The sequence below is a fragment of the Streptomyces sp. NPDC001663 genome (assembly GCF_042893105.1).
In the GTDB taxonomy this organism is placed as follows: domain Bacteria; phylum Actinomycetota; class Actinomycetes; order Streptomycetales; family Streptomycetaceae; genus Streptomyces.
The window spans coordinates 197,641-213,382 of record NZ_JBIAUR010000002.1; the positions used below are offsets into that span (position 1 = coordinate 197,641).

General features: G+C 70.6%; 11 protein-coding genes. 4 read left to right on the top strand and 7 right to left on the bottom strand.

The window, feature by feature from the left end; all coding sequences use genetic code 11:
• Window positions 1-4 precede the first annotated feature (4 nt).
• The 4 genes from nuoL to recQ all read left to right on the top strand — a co-directional run bounded on the left by nuoL (window position 5) and on the right by recQ (window position 7,311).
• Window positions 5-1,900 carry an NADH-quinone oxidoreductase subunit L gene (gene nuoL, locus ACFY1L_RS07200; protein WP_388819525.1) on the top strand — a complete coding sequence of 632 codons (1,896 nt, stop codon included), beginning with the start codon at window positions 5-7 and terminating at the stop codon, window positions 1,898-1,900.
• 5 nt (window positions 1,901-1,905) lie between these two features.
• Window positions 1,906-3,477, top strand: a complete 1,572-nt coding sequence (locus ACFY1L_RS07205; RefSeq protein ID WP_388819528.1) for an NADH-quinone oxidoreductase subunit M — start codon at window positions 1,906-1,908, stop codon at window positions 3,475-3,477.
• A complete protein-coding gene (gene nuoN / locus ACFY1L_RS07210; protein WP_388819531.1) occupies window positions 3,474-5,132 on the top strand; it encodes an NADH-quinone oxidoreductase subunit NuoN in 1,659 nt (552 codons plus the stop codon). Before ACFY1L_RS07205 ends, nuoN begins: the two co-directional genes overlap by 4 nt.
• A 169-nt stretch (window positions 5,133-5,301) precedes the next feature.
• Window positions 5,302-7,311: a DNA helicase RecQ gene (gene recQ / locus ACFY1L_RS07215; RefSeq protein ID WP_388819533.1), complete on the top strand. Its 2,010-nt coding sequence runs from the start codon at window positions 5,302-5,304 to the stop codon at window positions 7,309-7,311.
• Between the two features lie 146 nt (window positions 7,312-7,457).
• On the opposite strand, the gene ACFY1L_RS07220 is transcribed toward recQ, so the two are convergent.
• The 7 genes from ACFY1L_RS07220 to ACFY1L_RS07250 form a co-directional block, all read right to left on the bottom strand.
• Complete coding sequence (locus ACFY1L_RS07220) at window positions 7,458-10,343, bottom strand: fumarate reductase/succinate dehydrogenase flavoprotein subunit (RefSeq protein WP_388819536.1); 2,886 nt, start codon at window positions 10,341-10,343, stop codon at window positions 7,458-7,460.
• Between the two features lie 11 nt (window positions 10,344-10,354).
• On the bottom strand, window positions 10,355-11,155 hold the full coding sequence (locus ACFY1L_RS07225; RefSeq protein ID WP_388819539.1) for an ABC transporter ATP-binding protein: 801 nt from the start codon (window positions 11,153-11,155) through the stop codon (window positions 10,355-10,357).
• Entirely contained in the window at window positions 11,139-12,062 is a 924-nt protein-coding gene (locus ACFY1L_RS07230; protein WP_388819542.1) for an ABC transporter permease, read from the bottom strand. Before ACFY1L_RS07230 ends, ACFY1L_RS07225 begins: the two co-directional genes overlap by 17 nt.
• Entirely contained in the window at window positions 12,059-13,402 is a 1,344-nt protein-coding gene (locus ACFY1L_RS07235; protein ID WP_388819545.1) for an ABC transporter substrate-binding protein, read from the bottom strand. The genes ACFY1L_RS07230 and ACFY1L_RS07235 overlap by 4 nt, the downstream gene beginning before the upstream one ends.
• Before the next feature lie 16 nt (window positions 13,403-13,418).
• On the bottom strand, window positions 13,419-13,646 hold the full coding sequence (locus ACFY1L_RS07240) for a ferredoxin family protein (protein ID WP_030347217.1): 228 nt from the start codon (window positions 13,644-13,646) through the stop codon (window positions 13,419-13,421).
• Window positions 13,647-13,689: 43 nt separating this feature from the next.
• On the bottom strand, window positions 13,690-14,478 hold the full coding sequence (locus tag ACFY1L_RS07245; protein ID WP_388819548.1) for a GntR family transcriptional regulator: 789 nt from the start codon (window positions 14,476-14,478) through the stop codon (window positions 13,690-13,692).
• A 132-nt stretch (window positions 14,479-14,610) separates the two neighbouring features.
• Window positions 14,611-15,552: a M56 family metallopeptidase gene (locus tag ACFY1L_RS07250; RefSeq protein WP_388819551.1), complete on the bottom strand. Its 942-nt coding sequence runs from the start codon at window positions 15,550-15,552 to the stop codon at window positions 14,611-14,613.
• Between the last annotated feature and the right edge of the window lie 190 nt (window positions 15,553-15,742).

The following is a 15,742-nucleotide window of genomic DNA, read 5'->3' on the forward strand; positions in this document are numbered from 1 at the left end:
AATCGTGGAGAACCTGATTGCGCTGCTGGTGGCGGCGCCACTGCTCGGAGCGGCCGTACTGCTGTGCGGCGGCCGGCGGCTGGATGCCGTCGGCCACTGGATCGGCACGGTCCTCGCCGGCGCCTCCTTCGTCATCGGCGTCGTCCTCTTCGCCGACCTGCTCGGCAAGAACGCCGAACACCGGACCCTGATCCAGCACCTGTGGACCTGGATTCCGGTCGAGAGCTTCCAGGCGGACGTCACCTTCCGCCTCGACCAGCTGTCGATGACGTTCGTCCTGCTGATCACCGGCGTCGGCTCGCTGATCCACCTGTACTCGGTCGGGTACATGGAGCACGACGAGCGCCGCCGCCGCTTCTTCGGCTACCTGAACCTGTTCCTCGCGGCGATGCTCCTGCTCGTCCTCGCCGACAACTACCTGCTGCTGTACGTCGGTTGGGAAGGCGTCGGCCTGGCGTCCTACCTGCTGATCGGATTCTGGCAGCACAAGCCCAGCGCGGCCACGGCGGCCAAGAAGGCCTTCCTGGTCAACCGCGTCGGCGACATGGGCCTGTCCATCGCCATCATGCTGATGTTCGCGACGTTCGGGACCTTCGCCTTCGGGCCGGTGTTCGACAGCGTCGGCGACACCAGCGAGGGCAAGCTCACCGCCATCGGCCTGATGCTCCTGCTCGCCGCCTGCGGCAAGTCCGCCCAGGTGCCGCTGCAGTCCTGGCTCGGGGACGCGATGGAGGGCCCGACCCCGGTCTCGGCCCTCATCCACGCCGCGACGATGGTGACCGCGGGCGTCTACCTGATCGTCCGCTCCGCCGCCGTCTTCAACGCCGCGCCCGACGCGCAGCTGGCGGTCACCGTGGTCGGCGCCGTCACGCTCCTGTTCGGTGCGATCGTCGGTTGCGCGAAGGACGACATCAAGAAGGCGCTGGCCGGCTCGACCATGTCGCAGATCGGCTACATGGTCCTTGCCGCGGGCCTCGGCCCCATCGGCTACGTCTTCGCGATCATGCACCTGGTGACGCACGGCTTCTTCAAGGCCGGGCTCTTCCTCGGCGCCGGTTCGGTCATGCACGGCATGAACGACGAGGTCGACATGAGGAAGTACGGCGGCCTCAGGAAGTACATGCCGGTCACGTTCATCACGTTCGGCCTCGGCTACCTCGCCATCATCGGCTTCCCGGGCCTGTCCGGCTTCTTCTCCAAGGACAAGATCATCGAGGCGGCCTTCGCGAAGGGCGGCACCGAGGGCTGGATCCTCGGCGGCGCGGCCCTGCTGGGCGCGGCCATCACGGCGTTCTACATGACGCGCGTGATGCTGATGACGTTCTTCGGCGAGAAGCGCTGGCAGCCCGACGAGCACGGGCACGAGCCGCACCCGCACGAGTCCCCGAAGGTCATGACGATTCCCATGATCGTGCTGGCCGTCGGCTCGGTCTTCGGCGGCGCGTTCTTCAGCATCGGCGACCGCTTCATGCACTGGCTGGAGCCTGTCACCGGCCACAGCGAGGGCGACTCCCCGCTCAATGCGGCGACGGTCACCGGCGCGACCATGGTGTGCCTGCTCATCGGCGTCGGCATCGCCTACGCCCAGTACGGCCGCCGCCCCGTCCCGGTCGTCGCCCCGCGCGGCTCGCTGCTCACCCGGGCCGCCCGCCGCGACCTGCTGCAGGACGACTTCAACCACGTCGTCCTGGTCCGCGGCGGCGAACACCTCACGCGCTCCCTGGTGTACGTCGACCACACCCTGGTCGACGGCGTCGTCAACGGCACGGCGGCATCGGTCGGGGGCCTATCCGGACGGATGCGCAAGCTGCAGAACGGCTTCGCGCGGTCGTACGCGGTCTCGATGTTCGGCGGTGCGGCGGTCCTCATCGCCGCGACCCTGCTGATGAGGGCGGTCTGATACCGATGTCCTTTCCTCTGCTGACAGCGACGGCGGTGCTCCCGGCGATCGGGGCGATCGCCACGGCCGCCGTGCCGGCCGCGCAGCGCACCGCCGCCAAATGGCTCGCGCTGATCGTCTCGCTCGCCACCCTCGTCCTCGCGATCACCGTCCTGGTCCGCTTCGACCCGGACGGCGGGCGCTACCAACTCACCGAATCCCACGCCTGGATCGCGGACTTCGGGGTCCGGTACGAACTGGGCGTGGACGGCATCGCGGTGGCGCTGATCGCGCTGACCGCCCTGCTGATCCCGTTCATCATCCTCGCGGGCTGGCACGACGCCGACCCACTGGAGACCGGAAGCAAGCGGTGGCGGCCGACGCAGGGCTTCTTCGCCCTGATCCTCGGCGTCGAGGCGATGGTGATCATCTCCTTCGAGGCCACCGACGTCTTCCTCTTCTACATCTTCTTCGAAGCCATGCTGATCCCGATGTACTTCCTCATCGGCGGCTTCGGAGACCGTGCCCACGAGCACGGCGAGGAGGCGGCGTCGACCCAACGGTCGTACGCGGCCGTGAAGTTCCTCCTCTACAACCTGGTCGGCGGCCTCATCATGCTGGCCGCGGTGATCGGCCTGTACGTGGTCGCCGGGAACTTCAGCCTCCAGGCGATCGCCGAGGCCCGCGCCAACGGCTCACTGCACATGGCGACGAACACCGAACGCTGGCTGTTCCTCGGCTTCTTCTTCGCCTTCGCGGTGAAGGCGCCGCTGTGGCCGCTGCACACCTGGCTGCCCAACGCCATGCAGGAGTCCACCGCCCCGGTCGCCGTCCTCATCACGGCGGTCGTCGACAAGGTGGGCACCTTCGCGATGCTCCGCTTCTGCCTCCAGCTCTTCCCGGAGGCGTCGAAGTGGGCGACGCCCGTGATCCTTGTACTCGCCCTGATCAGCATCGTCTACGGGGCGCTGCTGGCCGTCGGCCAACGGGACATCAAGCGGCTGGTGGCGTACGCGTCGATCTCGCACTTCGGCTTCATCATCATGGGCATCTTCGCGATGACCAGCCAGGGCCAGTCCGGCGCGACGCTCTACATGGTCAACCACGGTATTTCCACCGCCGCGTTGATGCTGGTGGCGGGCTTCCTGATCTCCCGGCGCGGCTCGCGGCTCATCGCCGACTACGGCGGTGTGCAGAAGGTCGCCCCGGTGCTCGCCGGCACGTTCCTGATCGGCAGCCTGGCAACCCTGTCGCTCCCCGGTCTCGCGCCGTTCGTGAGTGAGTTCCTGGTCCTGGTCGGCACGTTCACGCGCTATCCGGCGATCGGGATCATCGCGACGTTCGGCATCGTGCTCGCCGCGCTCTACACCCTCGTCCTCTACCAGCGGACGATGACGGGCCCGGTGAAGCAGGAGGTTTCCGCGATGCCGGACCTCAGGGCCCGTGAACTCGTGGTTGTCGCCCCGCTGATCGTGCTGCTGATCTTCCTGGGCGTCTACCCGAAGCCGGTCACCGACATCGTCAACCCGGCGGTGAAGTCGACCCTGTCCGACGTACACAAGAAGGACCCCAAGCCCTCGGTGGAGGCGGCCAAGTGAGCGCAACAGCCGTCCACAGCCTGTGGACAACGGCGGCAACCGCGGCCGATCCGATCTCCAAGATCGACGCGCCGAAGATCGAATACGGGCAACTGTCGCCTACCTTGATCGTCGTGGGCGCGGCGATCATCGGGGTGCTGGTCGAGGCGTTCGTGCCGCGAAAGTTCCGTTACTACGCCCAGGTGTTCCTCTCCGCCGTCGCGCTCTGCGCCGCCTTCGCGGCGGTCGTCGCGCTCGCGGCCGACGGATACGGCACCACTAAGGCGCACATCGCGGCGATGGGCGCGATCGCGGTCGACGGACCGTCCCTGTTCCTGCAGGGCACGATCCTGCTGGCCGGACTGGTCGGCCTGTTCACCTTCGCCGAACGGCGGCTGGACCCGGTGGTGCACGGCAACCGGGTCGACTCGTTCGCCGCGCAGGCCGCGTCCGTGCCGGGCAGCGACAGCGAAAAGGCCGCGGTGAAGGCCGGGTTCACCACCACAGAGGTGTTCCCGCTGCTGCTGTTCGCGATCTCCGGCATGCTGGTCTTCCCGTCGGCCAACGACCTGCTGACGCTCTTCGTGGCCCTCGAGGTCTTCTCGCTGCCCCTCTACCTCCTGTGCGCGCTCGCCCGCCGCAAGCGGCTCATGTCGCAGGAGGCCGCGGTCAAGTACTTCCTGCTCGGCGCGTTCGCCTCCGCGTTCACGCTGTTCGGCATCGCTCTGCTGTACGGCTACGCGGGCTCCGTGTCGTACGGGACGATCGCGCGGGTCGTCGACGGCACGATCACCAACGTCGACCCAGCGCTCGCCGACACCATGGGCAACGACGCGCTGCTGCTCATCGGCACCGCGATGATCGTCATGGGGCTGCTGTTCAAGGTCGGCGCCGTCCCCTTCCACATGTGGACGCCGGACGTCTACCAGGGCGCGCCGACCCCGGTGACCGGGTTCATGGCGGCGGCGACGAAGGTGGCGGCGTTCGGCGCGCTGCTCCGCCTGCTGTACGTGGTCCTGCCCGGCCTGCGCTGGGACTGGCGGCCAGTCATGTGGGCCGTCGCGGTCGTCACCATGCTCGGCGGTGCGATCGTCGCGATCACGCAGACCGACATCAAGCGGCTCCTGGCGTACTCGTCAATTGCGCACGCGGGATTCATCCTTGCGGGTGTCATCGCGACGTCGAAGGACGGCGTGTCCTCCGTCCTCTTCTACCTGGGCGCGTACTCCTTCGTGACCATCGGCGCCTTCGCCGTGGTGACGCTGGTGCGCGACGCGGGCGGCGAGGCGACGCACCTGTCCAAGTGGGCCGGGCTCGGCCGCCGTTCGCCGCTGGTGGCGGCCGTGTTCGCGGTGTTCCTGCTGGCCTTCGCGGGCATCCCGCTGACCTCCGGCTTCGCCGGGAAGTTCGCCGTGTTCAAAGCGGCGGCGGAGGGCGGGGCGGCCCCGCTGGTCGTGGTCGGTGTGATCTCGTCCGCGATCGCGGCGTTCTTCTACATCCGCGTGATCGTGCTGATGTTCTTCAGCGAGCCGCGGCCCGAGGGCCCGACGGTCGCCGTGCCGTCGCCGCTGACGATGACCGCGATCGGGCTCGGTGTCGTGGTCACGCTGGTGCTCGGTGTAGCACCGCAGTACTTCCTGAACCTGGCCAGCCAGGCGGGAGTGTTCGTGCGCTGACCTGCACGAACCTGCGTTGCGTGGGCGTGGGCCCCGGTTCTCGAACGGGAACCGGGGCCCTTTCCCATGTGGAATCGGGGGTACGGGGCTGTGGATAACTCCAGGGCTGTCAGTGCGGGCCCCTATCGTGGAGGCAGTGGTCGAGGGACGACGTACGGGGGACAGGACTATGGGTGGGATGGGCGGGATCAGCGAGATGCCAGGGGTGACCGAGAGTGACGCTCTCGCCACGCTGCACCGGGTCTTCGGATACGAGGCCTTCCGCGGTGAGCAGGAAGCGGTCATCGAGCATGTGGTGGCCGGCGGTGACGCCGTCGTCCTGATGCCGACCGGTGGCGGCAAGTCGCTGTGCTACCAGATCCCGGCCCTGGTCAGACCCGGTACGGGAGTCGTGGTCTCCCCGCTCATCGCGCTGATGCAGGACCAGGTGGACGCGCTGCGGGCACTGGGCGTGCGCGCCGGGTTCATGAACTCCACGCAGGACTTCGACGAGCGCAGGGTGGTCGAGGCCGAGTTCCTCGCCGGTGAGCTGGACCTGCTGTACCTGGCCCCGGAGCGGCTGCGGCTCGACTCCACGCTGGACCTGCTCTCCCGCGGCAAGATCTCGGTCTTCGCGATCGACGAGGCGCACTGCGTGTCCCAGTGGGGTCACGACTTCCGCCCCGACTACCTCTCCCTCTCCCTGCTCGGCGAGCGCTGGCCCGACGTCCCGCGGATCGCGCTCACGGCCACGGCCACGCACGCGACGCACCAGGAGATCACCCAGCGGCTGCACATGCCGACGGCCCGGCACTTCGTGGCGAGCTTCGACCGGCCCAACATCCAATACCGGATCGTGCCCAAGGCCGACCCCAAGAAGCAGCTGCTGAGCTTCCTGCGCGAGGAGCACGCGGGCGACGCGGGCATCGTGTACTGCCTGTCCCGCAAGTCCGTGGAGTCGACGGCGGAGTTCCTGTCGCGCAACGGCATCGAGGCGGTGCCGTACCACGCGGGCCTGGACTCGGGCACACGCGCGGCGCACCAGTCCCGCTTCCTGCGCGAGGAGGGCCTGATCGTGGTCGCGACCATCGCCTTCGGTATGGGCATCGACAAGCCGGACGTCCGCTTCGTCGCCCACCTGGACCTGCCCAAGTCGGTCGAGGGCTACTACCAGGAGACGGGACGCGCGGGCCGCGACGGGCAGCGGTCGACGGCCTGGATGGCATACGGCCTCAACGACGTCATACAGCAGCGCAAGCTGATCCAGTCGGGCGAGGGCGACGAGGCCTTCCGGCGCCGGGCCGCCGCCCACCTGGACTCGATGCTGGCGCTGTGCGAGACCGCCCAGTGCCGCAGAGGCCAGTTGCTCGCCTACTTCGGCCAGGACCCCGACCCCGCGGGCTGCGGCAACTGCGACACCTGCCTGACCCCGCCCGAGACCATGGACGGCACGGTCGCGGCCCAGAAGGTGCTGTCGACGGTGGTGCGGCTGCAGCGGGAGCGGGGACAGAAGTTCGGCGCGGTGCAGATCGTCGACATCCTGCTGGGGAAGCGCACGGGCAAGGTCATCCAGTTCGACCACGACCAGCTGTCCGTGTTCGGCATCGGCGAGGAGCTCACCGAGGGCGAATGGCGCGGTGTCGTACGGCAGTTGCTGGCACAGGGGCTGCTCGCGGTCGAGGGCGAGTACGGCACGTTGGTGCTGACCGAGGCCAGCGGGTCGGTGCTGCGACGCGAGCGGGAAGTGCAGCTTCGCAAGGAGCCGAAGAAGCCGGTGACTTCGCGGTCGGCTTCGTCCTCGGGCAAGGGCGAGCGCAAGGCGAAGGCCGCGGCGGCCGAGCTGCCCGAGGAACTGCAGCCGGCGTTCGAGGCGCTGCGGGCCTGGCGCGCGGAGCAGGCCAGGGAACAGGGCGTCCCGGCGTACGTCATCTTCCATGACGCCACGCTTCGGGAGATCGTGACGGTGTGGCCCACGTCGGTGGCGCAGCTCGGGACGGTCGGCGGGGTGGGCGAGAAGAAGCTGGTGACATACGGGGAGGGCGTGTTGGCAGTGCTGGCCTCGCTGGGCGAGGGGCCTGGCTCGGCCCCGGCAGCCGGCTCGGTTTCGGCATCTGTCTCGGCTCCGGCGGTGGACGACGACCCCGGCGCCGACGACTGGCCCGAGATGGACGCGGAGCCGGAGCCGGAGGACTGGATATAGGGGAGCCGGCCGCCCGGGTCGGGCATCGGTGACCCGGGCGGCGGCCGGTCGGACGAGGGCGGACGGACGGTGAGGCGGGCGCGTCACCACGGCACGACCGCCGCAATCGGCCAGTGCGGGCTGGATGTCGGTCGGCGAGGCAGCCGCTACAGCGCGCGTGCCGCGTACGCCCTGACGTCCGCGTCCGAGTCCGTCGTAGCCGTGGCAAGGGCTGCGCGGGCGTCCTCGGTGTGGCTGTGCCGGGTCAGGGCGAGCACGGCGGCCTTGCGAACGTCGGCGTTCTGGTCGGCCAGGGCCTTGGCGAGGGCGGGGACTGCCACGTCCGGCTCGGCGGCGGACAGGGCGGTCGCGGCACCCGACCTGACCTGCCAGGCCGGTGCGGTCAGGGCGGCGACGGCGCGGGCGGCCTGCGGTGTCGGGCAGCCGGTGGTGCCGAGCGCACTGTAGGCGGCGCCCTGGACCAGGGCGTCGGGGTCGCCGGTGAGGTCGGCCAGGGCAGCGAGGACGACGTCGAGATCGCCGCCGGGAGCCGTCGAGCCTTCGGTAATCCCGGCACCTTTGGCAGCCCCGGCTCCTTCCGCAGCTCCCAACCGCTCCGCCTGCCCCGCCCACACCGTCGCCAGGGCCTTGGCGATGGTGACGCGGACCTCGCGGGAGGGGTCGGTGGTTGCTGCGTGGGCGAGTTCGGTGGCGGCGTCGACCGAGACGAGGGCGCGTACGGCTTCGATACGGACGGGGATGACGGAGTCGGCCAGAGAGCTCGCGAACAGCGTCGCGTCACCGAGGCGCAGGGCGCGCAGGACGTCGAGGGCGGCGGCTCGGACGACCGGGTCCGGCTCGGCCAGGGCGGCGGAGAGGCCGTCGCGAAGGGCGGGTTCCGGAGGCAGCGTCTCGACGAGCTCGCGCAGGGACGCGGCCGCGGTGGCCCGTACCTCGGCGGCGGTGTCGCGCAGGGCGTTGGCCAGGGCGGGACCGGTGCCCGGCGGCACCGTCTCGGTCAGGACGGCGACGGCCTCGCGCCGGACGGCCGCGGCCGGGTCGGTCAAGTAGGGCTGCAGGGCGTGGAGTTCGGGCTCCTCCTCGGAGAGGGCGACGAGCTCCAGGAGCCGGTGGGAGATCTGCTCGGGGCGGGACTCCGGCGAGTCGGAGTCGTCAACCCGCCCCCGTCCGGCGGTTGGCTCGGCTGCGGCTGCCTCCGGCGTGACGTCCCGCGTTCCGGACGCGACCGGTGCCACGTCGCGCGAACCGGCCGTCGCCACGTCCTCGGCGTGCACCTCGCCCAGATGCCGGGACGGCCCGCCCACCGGCGTGAACTCGTCGACGGGGACCAGATACGGAGCCACGGGTCGGGCCGTGAACTCCATCGAACCGGAGGGGGACTTGTGCAGGTCGAGGTGGTGGAACCAGGAGGCGTCGTCGCGCTGGGGGTGGTCGAGCCGGTCGTGGTAGAGACCCCAGCGGGACTCCGTGCGGGCGAGCGAGGCGCGCGCGGCCATCTCCGCGCAGTCGCGGATGAAGGTGACCTCGGCGCACCGCATCAGCTCGTGCGGGGTCCGGGCGCCCATCTCCGCGATGTCGTCGTGCATCCGCTGGAAGGCCTCCAGGGCCAGGGACAGGCGAGCGCCGGACTTCGGCGGGGCCACGTAGTCGTTCACGAAGCGGCGCAGTTTGTACTCGACCTGGGTCTGCGGCGGGCCGTCCGGGTTGCGCAGCGGGCGGTAGATCAGCTCGTGGGCCTCCCGGAGCTGATCGGCCGACAACGCCCCTTCGTACGCCGAGAACTGGGCCGCATCCGCACCCGCAAGGTCCCCGAAGACGAACGCGCCGATCATGTAGTTGTGCGGTACGCAGGCCAGGTCGCCGGCGGCGTACAGACGGGGGACGGTCGTACGCGCATGGTCGTCGACCCGTACGCCCGAGGCCGAATGGCCGCCGCACAGGCCGATTTCGGAGATGTGCATCTCGATGTCGTGGGTGCGGTAGTCGTGGCCGCGGCCGGAGTGGAAGGTCCCGCGCGTGGGCCGCTCCGTCGAGTGCAGGATCGACTCCAGGGCGGAGATCGACTCCTCCGGGAGGTGGCTGAGCTTCAGGTACACCGGTCCCCGGTCGCTCGCGACCTCCGCCGCGAACTCGGCCATCATCTGGCCCGACCAGTAGTCGGAGTCGACGAAGCGTTCGCCGTGCCGGTTGACCTGGTAGCCGCCGAAGGGGTTGGCGACGTAGGCGCAGGCGGGGCCGTTGTAGTCCTTGATCAGCGGGTTGATCTGGAAGCACTCGATGCCGGTGAGCTCGGCTCCCGCGTGGTAGGCCATGGCGTATCCGTCACCGGCGTTGGTCGGGTTCTCGTACGTGCCGTACAAGTAGCCGGATGCCGGGAGTCCCAGGCGGCCGCAGGCGCCGGTCGCCAGGATCACCGCGCCCGCGCGCACCACCACGAACGCGCCCGTGCGCGTGTTGAAGCCGACCGCCCCCACAGCCCTCCCGTCGACCGGAGACGTCAGCACGCGTACCGGCATGACCCGGTTCTCGATGCGGATCCTCTCCCGCATCTCGCGTCGCCGCAGCTGCCGGTACAGGACCTTCTTGACGTCCTTGCCCTCCGGCATCGGCAGCACGTAGGAGCCGGAGCGGTGGACCTGGCGGACCGCGTAGTCGCCGTGCTCGTCCTTCTCGAACTTCACGCCGTACGACTCGAGGCGCTGCACCATGCCGAAACCGCGGGTGGCGGTCTGGCGGACGGTGGACTGGTCGACGATGCCGTCGTTGGCGCGGGTGATCTCGGCGACGTAGTCGTCGGGTTCGGCGCGGCCGGGGATGACCGCGTTGTTGACGCCGTCCATGCCCATGGCGAGCGCGCCGGAGTGGCGGACGTGGGCCTTCTCCAGGAGGAGGACGTTGGCGCCGTGCTCGGCGGCGGTCAGGGCGGCCATGGTGCCGGCGGTACCACCGCCGACGACCAGGACGTCGCAGCTGATCTCCTCCGCGTCGGTGAGCGCGGGGATGGCCAGGGGCGTGTTCACGGGGGTGGTCACCGGGAGGCCTTTCAGGAACCGAGCGAGGTGAGGACGTCGCGGCGCAGCGCCACGCGCGCGGGAGCGTCGTGCGCCGTACGGTCGCGCGGGCGCGGCACATCGCGTACGGCGGTCAGTCGGCCGTTGCCGAGGAGGGCGACGCGGTCGCCGAGGAAGAGGGCCTCGTCGACGTCGTGTGTGACGAAGACGACGGTCGCGCCCGTGCCCTGCAACACCTCGACCAGCAGGTCCTGCATGCCGGCGCGGGTCTGGGCGTCGAGGGCGCCGAAGGGTTCGTCCATGAGGACGGCGCGGGGTGCTCCTGCCAATGCGCGGGCCAGCTGGGCCCGCCCGCGCTGCCCGCCGGAGACACGGTGCGGCAACTGCCGTGCGTGGTCGGCGAGTCCGACCCGTGCGAGCCACGACTCGGCCTGCTGCCTGCGCTCGGCACGCGGAAACCCCTTGATGGCGAGGGGCAGTTCGACGTTCGCGCGCAGGGTGCGCCAGGGCAGGAGGGCGTCCTCCTGGAAGACCAGGGCACGGTCGGCGGCGGGGCCCGTCAGCGGGCTCTTGTCCTGGGTGATCTCCCCGGCCAGCGGGGACAGCAGCCCGGCCAGCGTCCGCAGCAGTGTCGACTTGCCGCAGCCGGACGGGCCGACCACGGTGAGGATCTCGCCGGGCGCCACATCCAGGTCGACGTCCGCCAGGACCGGGGCGTCCGGGCGGCCGAGGTCGGCGCCGCGGAGGGTGAGCCGTGTACCTCGTACGACTGTCGGCGTCTTCGGTTCGGCGAGCGGCGTGGTGGTCACTTCGGTGTCAGACGAGGTGCTCATCGCGTGCCTCCTCGGTCGACGGGGCGGTCTCGGTCTTCGTGGGTACGGAGGTGACGGCCACCCGGGCCGGCCGGGGGCGCCCGCCGGGGACGTACGACGTACGCGGCAGCCAGCGTGTGAGGCGGCGGCCCAGGAGCTCCACGGCCGTGGAGGTGATCCAGCCGAGCAGGCCGATCGTGACCATGCCGACGAAGACGCCCGCGTAGTTGACGACGGTGTAGTCCTGCCAGGTGCGGTAGCCGACGCCGTACTGGCCGGAGATCATCTCGGCGGAGATCACGCAGATCCACGAGACGCCGATGCCGACCGAGAGGCCGCCGAAGATGCCGGGCAGTGCGCCCGGCAGGACGACGGAGCCGAGGATCCGCCACCGGCCGCCGCCCATCGTCAGCACCGCCTCCTCCCAGACGGGGGTCAGCGCGCGGACCGCGTGCCGGGTGGAGACCAGGACGGGGAAGAAGGCGGCCGTGCAGGTGATGAAGACGATGCCCTGCTCGTTGGAGGGGAAGAGGAGGATCGCGACGGGGACGAGGGCGATCGCCGGGATGGGGCGGATCACCTCGAGGACCGGGCCGAGCAGGTCCTCGGCGAGGCGGGAGCGCGCCACGAGCACGCCCGTCGCCACGCCGAGTACGGCGGCGAGGAGGAAGCCGGTGAGGATGCGGGTGAGGCTGTCGGTGAGGTCCGTCCAGTAGTCGGGGCCGGACAGCCGGTCGGCGAAGGCGCGGGCCACGTCGGTGACCGTCGGGAACTGCGAGAAGCGCAGCCAGAGGTCGACCTTCAGCCCGGCCAGCAGCTGCCAGGCGCCGAGGGCCGCCGCCAGCGAGGCGATCCGCAGGGCGAGCCGGCCCGCGCCCCGCGGGTAGCGGAGCGCGAACCCGGCCTGCCGGCGCGGTTGCCGGGTCACGACGCCCGTCCCAGCGCGTCGGCGTACGTGATGACACGGGCGCCCCCGTGCCGGGCGACGTACGCCTTCGCGGTCGCCGGTGCGACGAAGGGGAGGAGCCTTTCGCCGTCGGCCACCCAGACCGCCTTGTCGGCGAACCACAGGGTGCCGGTGGTGGCGTCGGGGACGTAGGCCGCGCGGATGCCGTCCCTGTGCTCGGCCACGTAACTCAGCAGCTCGGCGGGCGACTTGAAGGAGGTCGTCTTCGCGGCGCCCTTGGGCCACACCTCGCTCGCGGCCGCCGGGGGCGTCGCCGAGAGGCGCTCGGTGTAGCTCGTGCCGAGGGCCTTCTTGACGTACTGGTCGTCGACGAAGGAGTCCACGTCGATGTCGCCGGTCAGCTTGGCCGACTTCAGGACCGAGACGTCCTTCTTCAGCGCGGAGACGAGCTGTGGCTTGACCGCCGGGTCGAAGGTGGAGATGCCGTGGGCGCCGTTGTAGAGGTAGACGACCTCGGCGGGCAGCCCGGTGGCCTCGGCGACCTTCTCGGCGGCGGCCACGGGGCGGTCGTTGAGGTAGTCGGTGGCCTCCGCCTGGGCCTTGAGGAAGGCCTCCAAGACGGCCGGGCGCTGCTTGGCGAAGTCCTCGCGGGCCGTGACGCCGTGGAAGGTGGGGAGGTTCAGCTGGGCACCGTCGTACAGGGCCTTCGCCTTGCCCTGGAAGGTGAGCAGGCCGGGCCAGGCGACGAACTGCGACAGGGCGTCCGCGCTGCCCGCCGACAGGGCCGAAGCACCCACCGCGGGCTGCTGGTTGAGCTTCTCGATGCCCTTGTCGGGGTCGATGCCGGCGCGCTGCAGGGCTCGTACGAGAGTGCCGTCGGCGGCGGAGCCGACGCTCGTGGAGACCTTCTTGCCCTTCAGGTCCGTGAGGGAGGCCAGTTTCGAGTCCGGGGAGGTGACGATCGTGTTGAGACCGCCGCGGAGGTTGTAGCCGGTGACCGAGACCAGGTGGGTCGGTTTGCCGAGCTGCTTGCCCCGGGCCGCGTTGATGAGCAGCGGGAAGTCGCCCATCGAACCGATGTCGATCTTCCCGGCGGTCATCTGGGCGGTGATGGGGGCGCCGGTGGCGTAGTCCTGCCAGTCGACCTTGTAGTGCTTGCCGTCGCCGAGTGAGTTCAGCTCCTTCTCGAAGTAGCCGAGGGAGCGCAGGAGGGTGCCGGCGGTGACCGTGTTGATGGTCTTGGACTGGTAGCCGACGGTGATGGTGACGGTGGAGCCGTCGCCCGCCTCGGCGCTGCCGCCGCAGGCGGTCAGGGGGAACAGGAGAAGGGCGGCGGATGCGGCAAGTGCCGTGCGTTTCATGGGAGTTCGGGACCTTTCACCGGAGCAGGTAGGGCATGTTGACCGTGACGGCTCCGGTGGGACAGCGGGCCGCGCACGGGCCGCAGTACCAGCACTCGTCGACGTGCATGTACGCCTTGCCGCTGCTCTCGTCGATGGCGAGGGAGTCCAGCGGGCACATGTCCACGCAGAGCGTGCAGCCGTCGATGCACTTCGACTCGTCGATGGTCACGGGCACGTCGGCCCGCTGGGGCGCCAAGGGCATGGCTGTCTCCAGGAAGGTCCAGCTCGGAAGGCAGGGGTTCGGGTCAGAGGGAGCGGTGCAGCAGGCCGCTCATCGTGATGCGGTCGCCGCGGAAGCGGATGAACTCCAGGTCGATGGGGCGGCCGTCGGCGAGGTGCGTGAGCCGTTCCAGCATGAGGACGGCCGCGCCGCGCGGGGCTTCGAGTACGGCGGCGGAGTGGGTGTCCGCGTTCACCGCCTCCAGGGTGATCTCGGCGTGCCCGAGACGCTGCCCGGTGATCGTCTCCAGGAGGCGGAAGACGTCGGTGTTCTCCAGGTCGGCGCCGAGCAGGGCGGTGCCGATGTCGAGCGGGATGTAGGTGAGGTCGAGGGAGAGCGGGAGGCCGTTGAGGCGGCGCAGACGTTCGATGTAGAGGACGTCGGTGCCCGGCTGGACGCGGAGGCGTTCGGCCACCGGGGCGGGTGCGGGGGCGGGGACCGTCGTGCGGACCTCGTTGGTGACCGTGCCGTGTTCGTGGAGGGTTTCCGCGAGCCCCATCAGACGGTCGAGCCCGTGCGGGTACTTCTGGGCGACCACCACGGTGCCGACACCGGGCAGCCGGTCCACCAGCCCCTCGGCCCTCAGCAGATCCAGGGCCTGGCGGACGGTGTTTCGGGTGGCGCGGTAGTCCGTGGCGAGGACCGTCTCGTGGGGGAGGGCGCCGTCCGGGAAGCCGCCGGCCAGGAGCTGGTGGCGGAGCAGGTCGGCGAGCTGCCTGGCCTGGTCGGCGCGCAGCCGACGCCGCGCACGGTGGGCGGCGACGGTGGTCGCGCCCTGGCCGGCGTGGTCTCGGATGCGGTCGCTGGGTGGCATGTTTTGAACCATAGCGATCCGGTGGGGAAAGTCGTGTTGCCGGATTGTTGCGCCACCTGCCGAGGCGTCAGACAGGGACTTGACCTGGGAAAACAGCTGTCACTGAGGAAGATCTGCCACAAGCGGCGGTGGTCACGCCAACGCCGTCAGCCCGGGGCCGAAAGCGATCAGCAGCGGCAGCAGCGGCACCAGAGCCGCCACCGTCGTCGTCAGCGCCCGGTGCCGTCGCCCGAGCCGCGGCGGCGGCTGCAGCAACCGGTCGACCCGCTCACCGAGCAGCCGGTGGCTGGAGGCACAGGACAGCACTCCCCGGTGCTGGTTCAGCTCGATCAGCGCCAGCGCGGTCGTGAGATGCCCGCACCGTCGCGACGCCGTGTCGTCGGCGGCCAGCTCCACCAGCCGGTGCGTCTGCTCGCAGAAGTGGGCGAACAGCGGCACCCGGGGAAAACCCGTGGCCAGCGCCGTCGACAGGTGCAGCAGCCAGTCGTGGTGGGCCCGGGCGTGGTCCCGCTCGTGCGTGAGTACGGCGTCCAGCTGCGGGTCGGTGAGCCGGTGCAGCGCACCCGTCGTGACGACCAACTGCGCTGGGTGGCCCGGCATCCACCACGCGTCGGGATACTCGTCCTCCAGCACCAGCAGCGGCCCGCGCGCAGCCGCCTCGAGGCCGGCGGGCAGCTCGGGCGCCCGCTCGCGCAGATGCGCCCGGGTCACCCCGCGGCGCCGCCGCGCCTCGACCAGCTCGCGGGCGAGCATCGCGGTCGTCCAGGCGGCACCGCAGGCCAGCAGCAGCGTGAGGGCGGCCGCCCAGGCCGGGGCGGCGGACAGGTCGTACGCCGCGGTCACGGCCGGGGGCGCCGGCGCGAAGACATGGTCGCGGACGGTGTGGAAGACGGCGGCCGCGCCCAGCACGAGCGCCGTCAGACAGCACAGCAGGACGGTGGCGACCAGGCACTGCCACACCCACAGCGCGACCACGGGCTCCCGCTCGGGCCACGCCGAGCGCACCAGCGCACGCGGAACCGGCACGGCAGCCGTCAGCGCGACGACGCTCAGCAGGAGCAGACAGAAGGTCATGCCACGGTCTCCGGATCCTGTTCGGAGTAAGGGCGGGGCGTGTGGGCGATGCGGCGGCTCGGCGCGCGGGGCGCCCGCCGCCAGTATGACGGCGAAGAGCCCGGGAGTCAGGCGGCGAAGACCACCCACTACACCCTGTACGCCCGTTCACTACGCCCCGTACGGCCGCCCGTCGCATCCGGTATGTGCG

What these genes read in the sequence shown, in the direction of transcription:
- ACFY1L_RS07205 (WP_388819528.1), top strand. Translation starts at nt 1,906, where the DNA reads ATGTCCTTTCCTCTGCTGACAGCGACGGCGGTGCTCCCGGCGATCGGG.
- recQ (WP_388819533.1), top strand. Translation starts at nt 5,302, where the DNA reads ATGGGTGGGATGGGCGGGATCAGCGAGATGCCAGGGGTGACCGAGAGT.
- ACFY1L_RS07225 (WP_388819539.1), bottom strand. Translation starts at nt 11,155, where the DNA reads ATGAGCACCTCGTCTGACACCGAAGTGACCACCACGCCGCTCGCCGAA.
- ACFY1L_RS07235 (WP_388819545.1), bottom strand. Translation starts at nt 13,402, where the DNA reads ATGAAACGCACGGCACTTGCCGCATCCGCCGCCCTTCTCCTGTTCCCC.
- ACFY1L_RS07240 (WP_030347217.1), bottom strand. Translation starts at nt 13,646, where the DNA reads ATGCCCTTGGCGCCCCAGCGGGCCGACGTGCCCGTGACCATCGACGAG.
- ACFY1L_RS07245 (WP_388819548.1), bottom strand. Translation starts at nt 14,478, where the DNA reads ATGCCACCCAGCGACCGCATCCGAGACCACGCCGGCCAGGGCGCGACC.
- ACFY1L_RS07250 (WP_388819551.1), bottom strand. Translation starts at nt 15,552, where the DNA reads ATGACCTTCTGTCTGCTCCTGCTGAGCGTCGTCGCGCTGACGGCTGCC.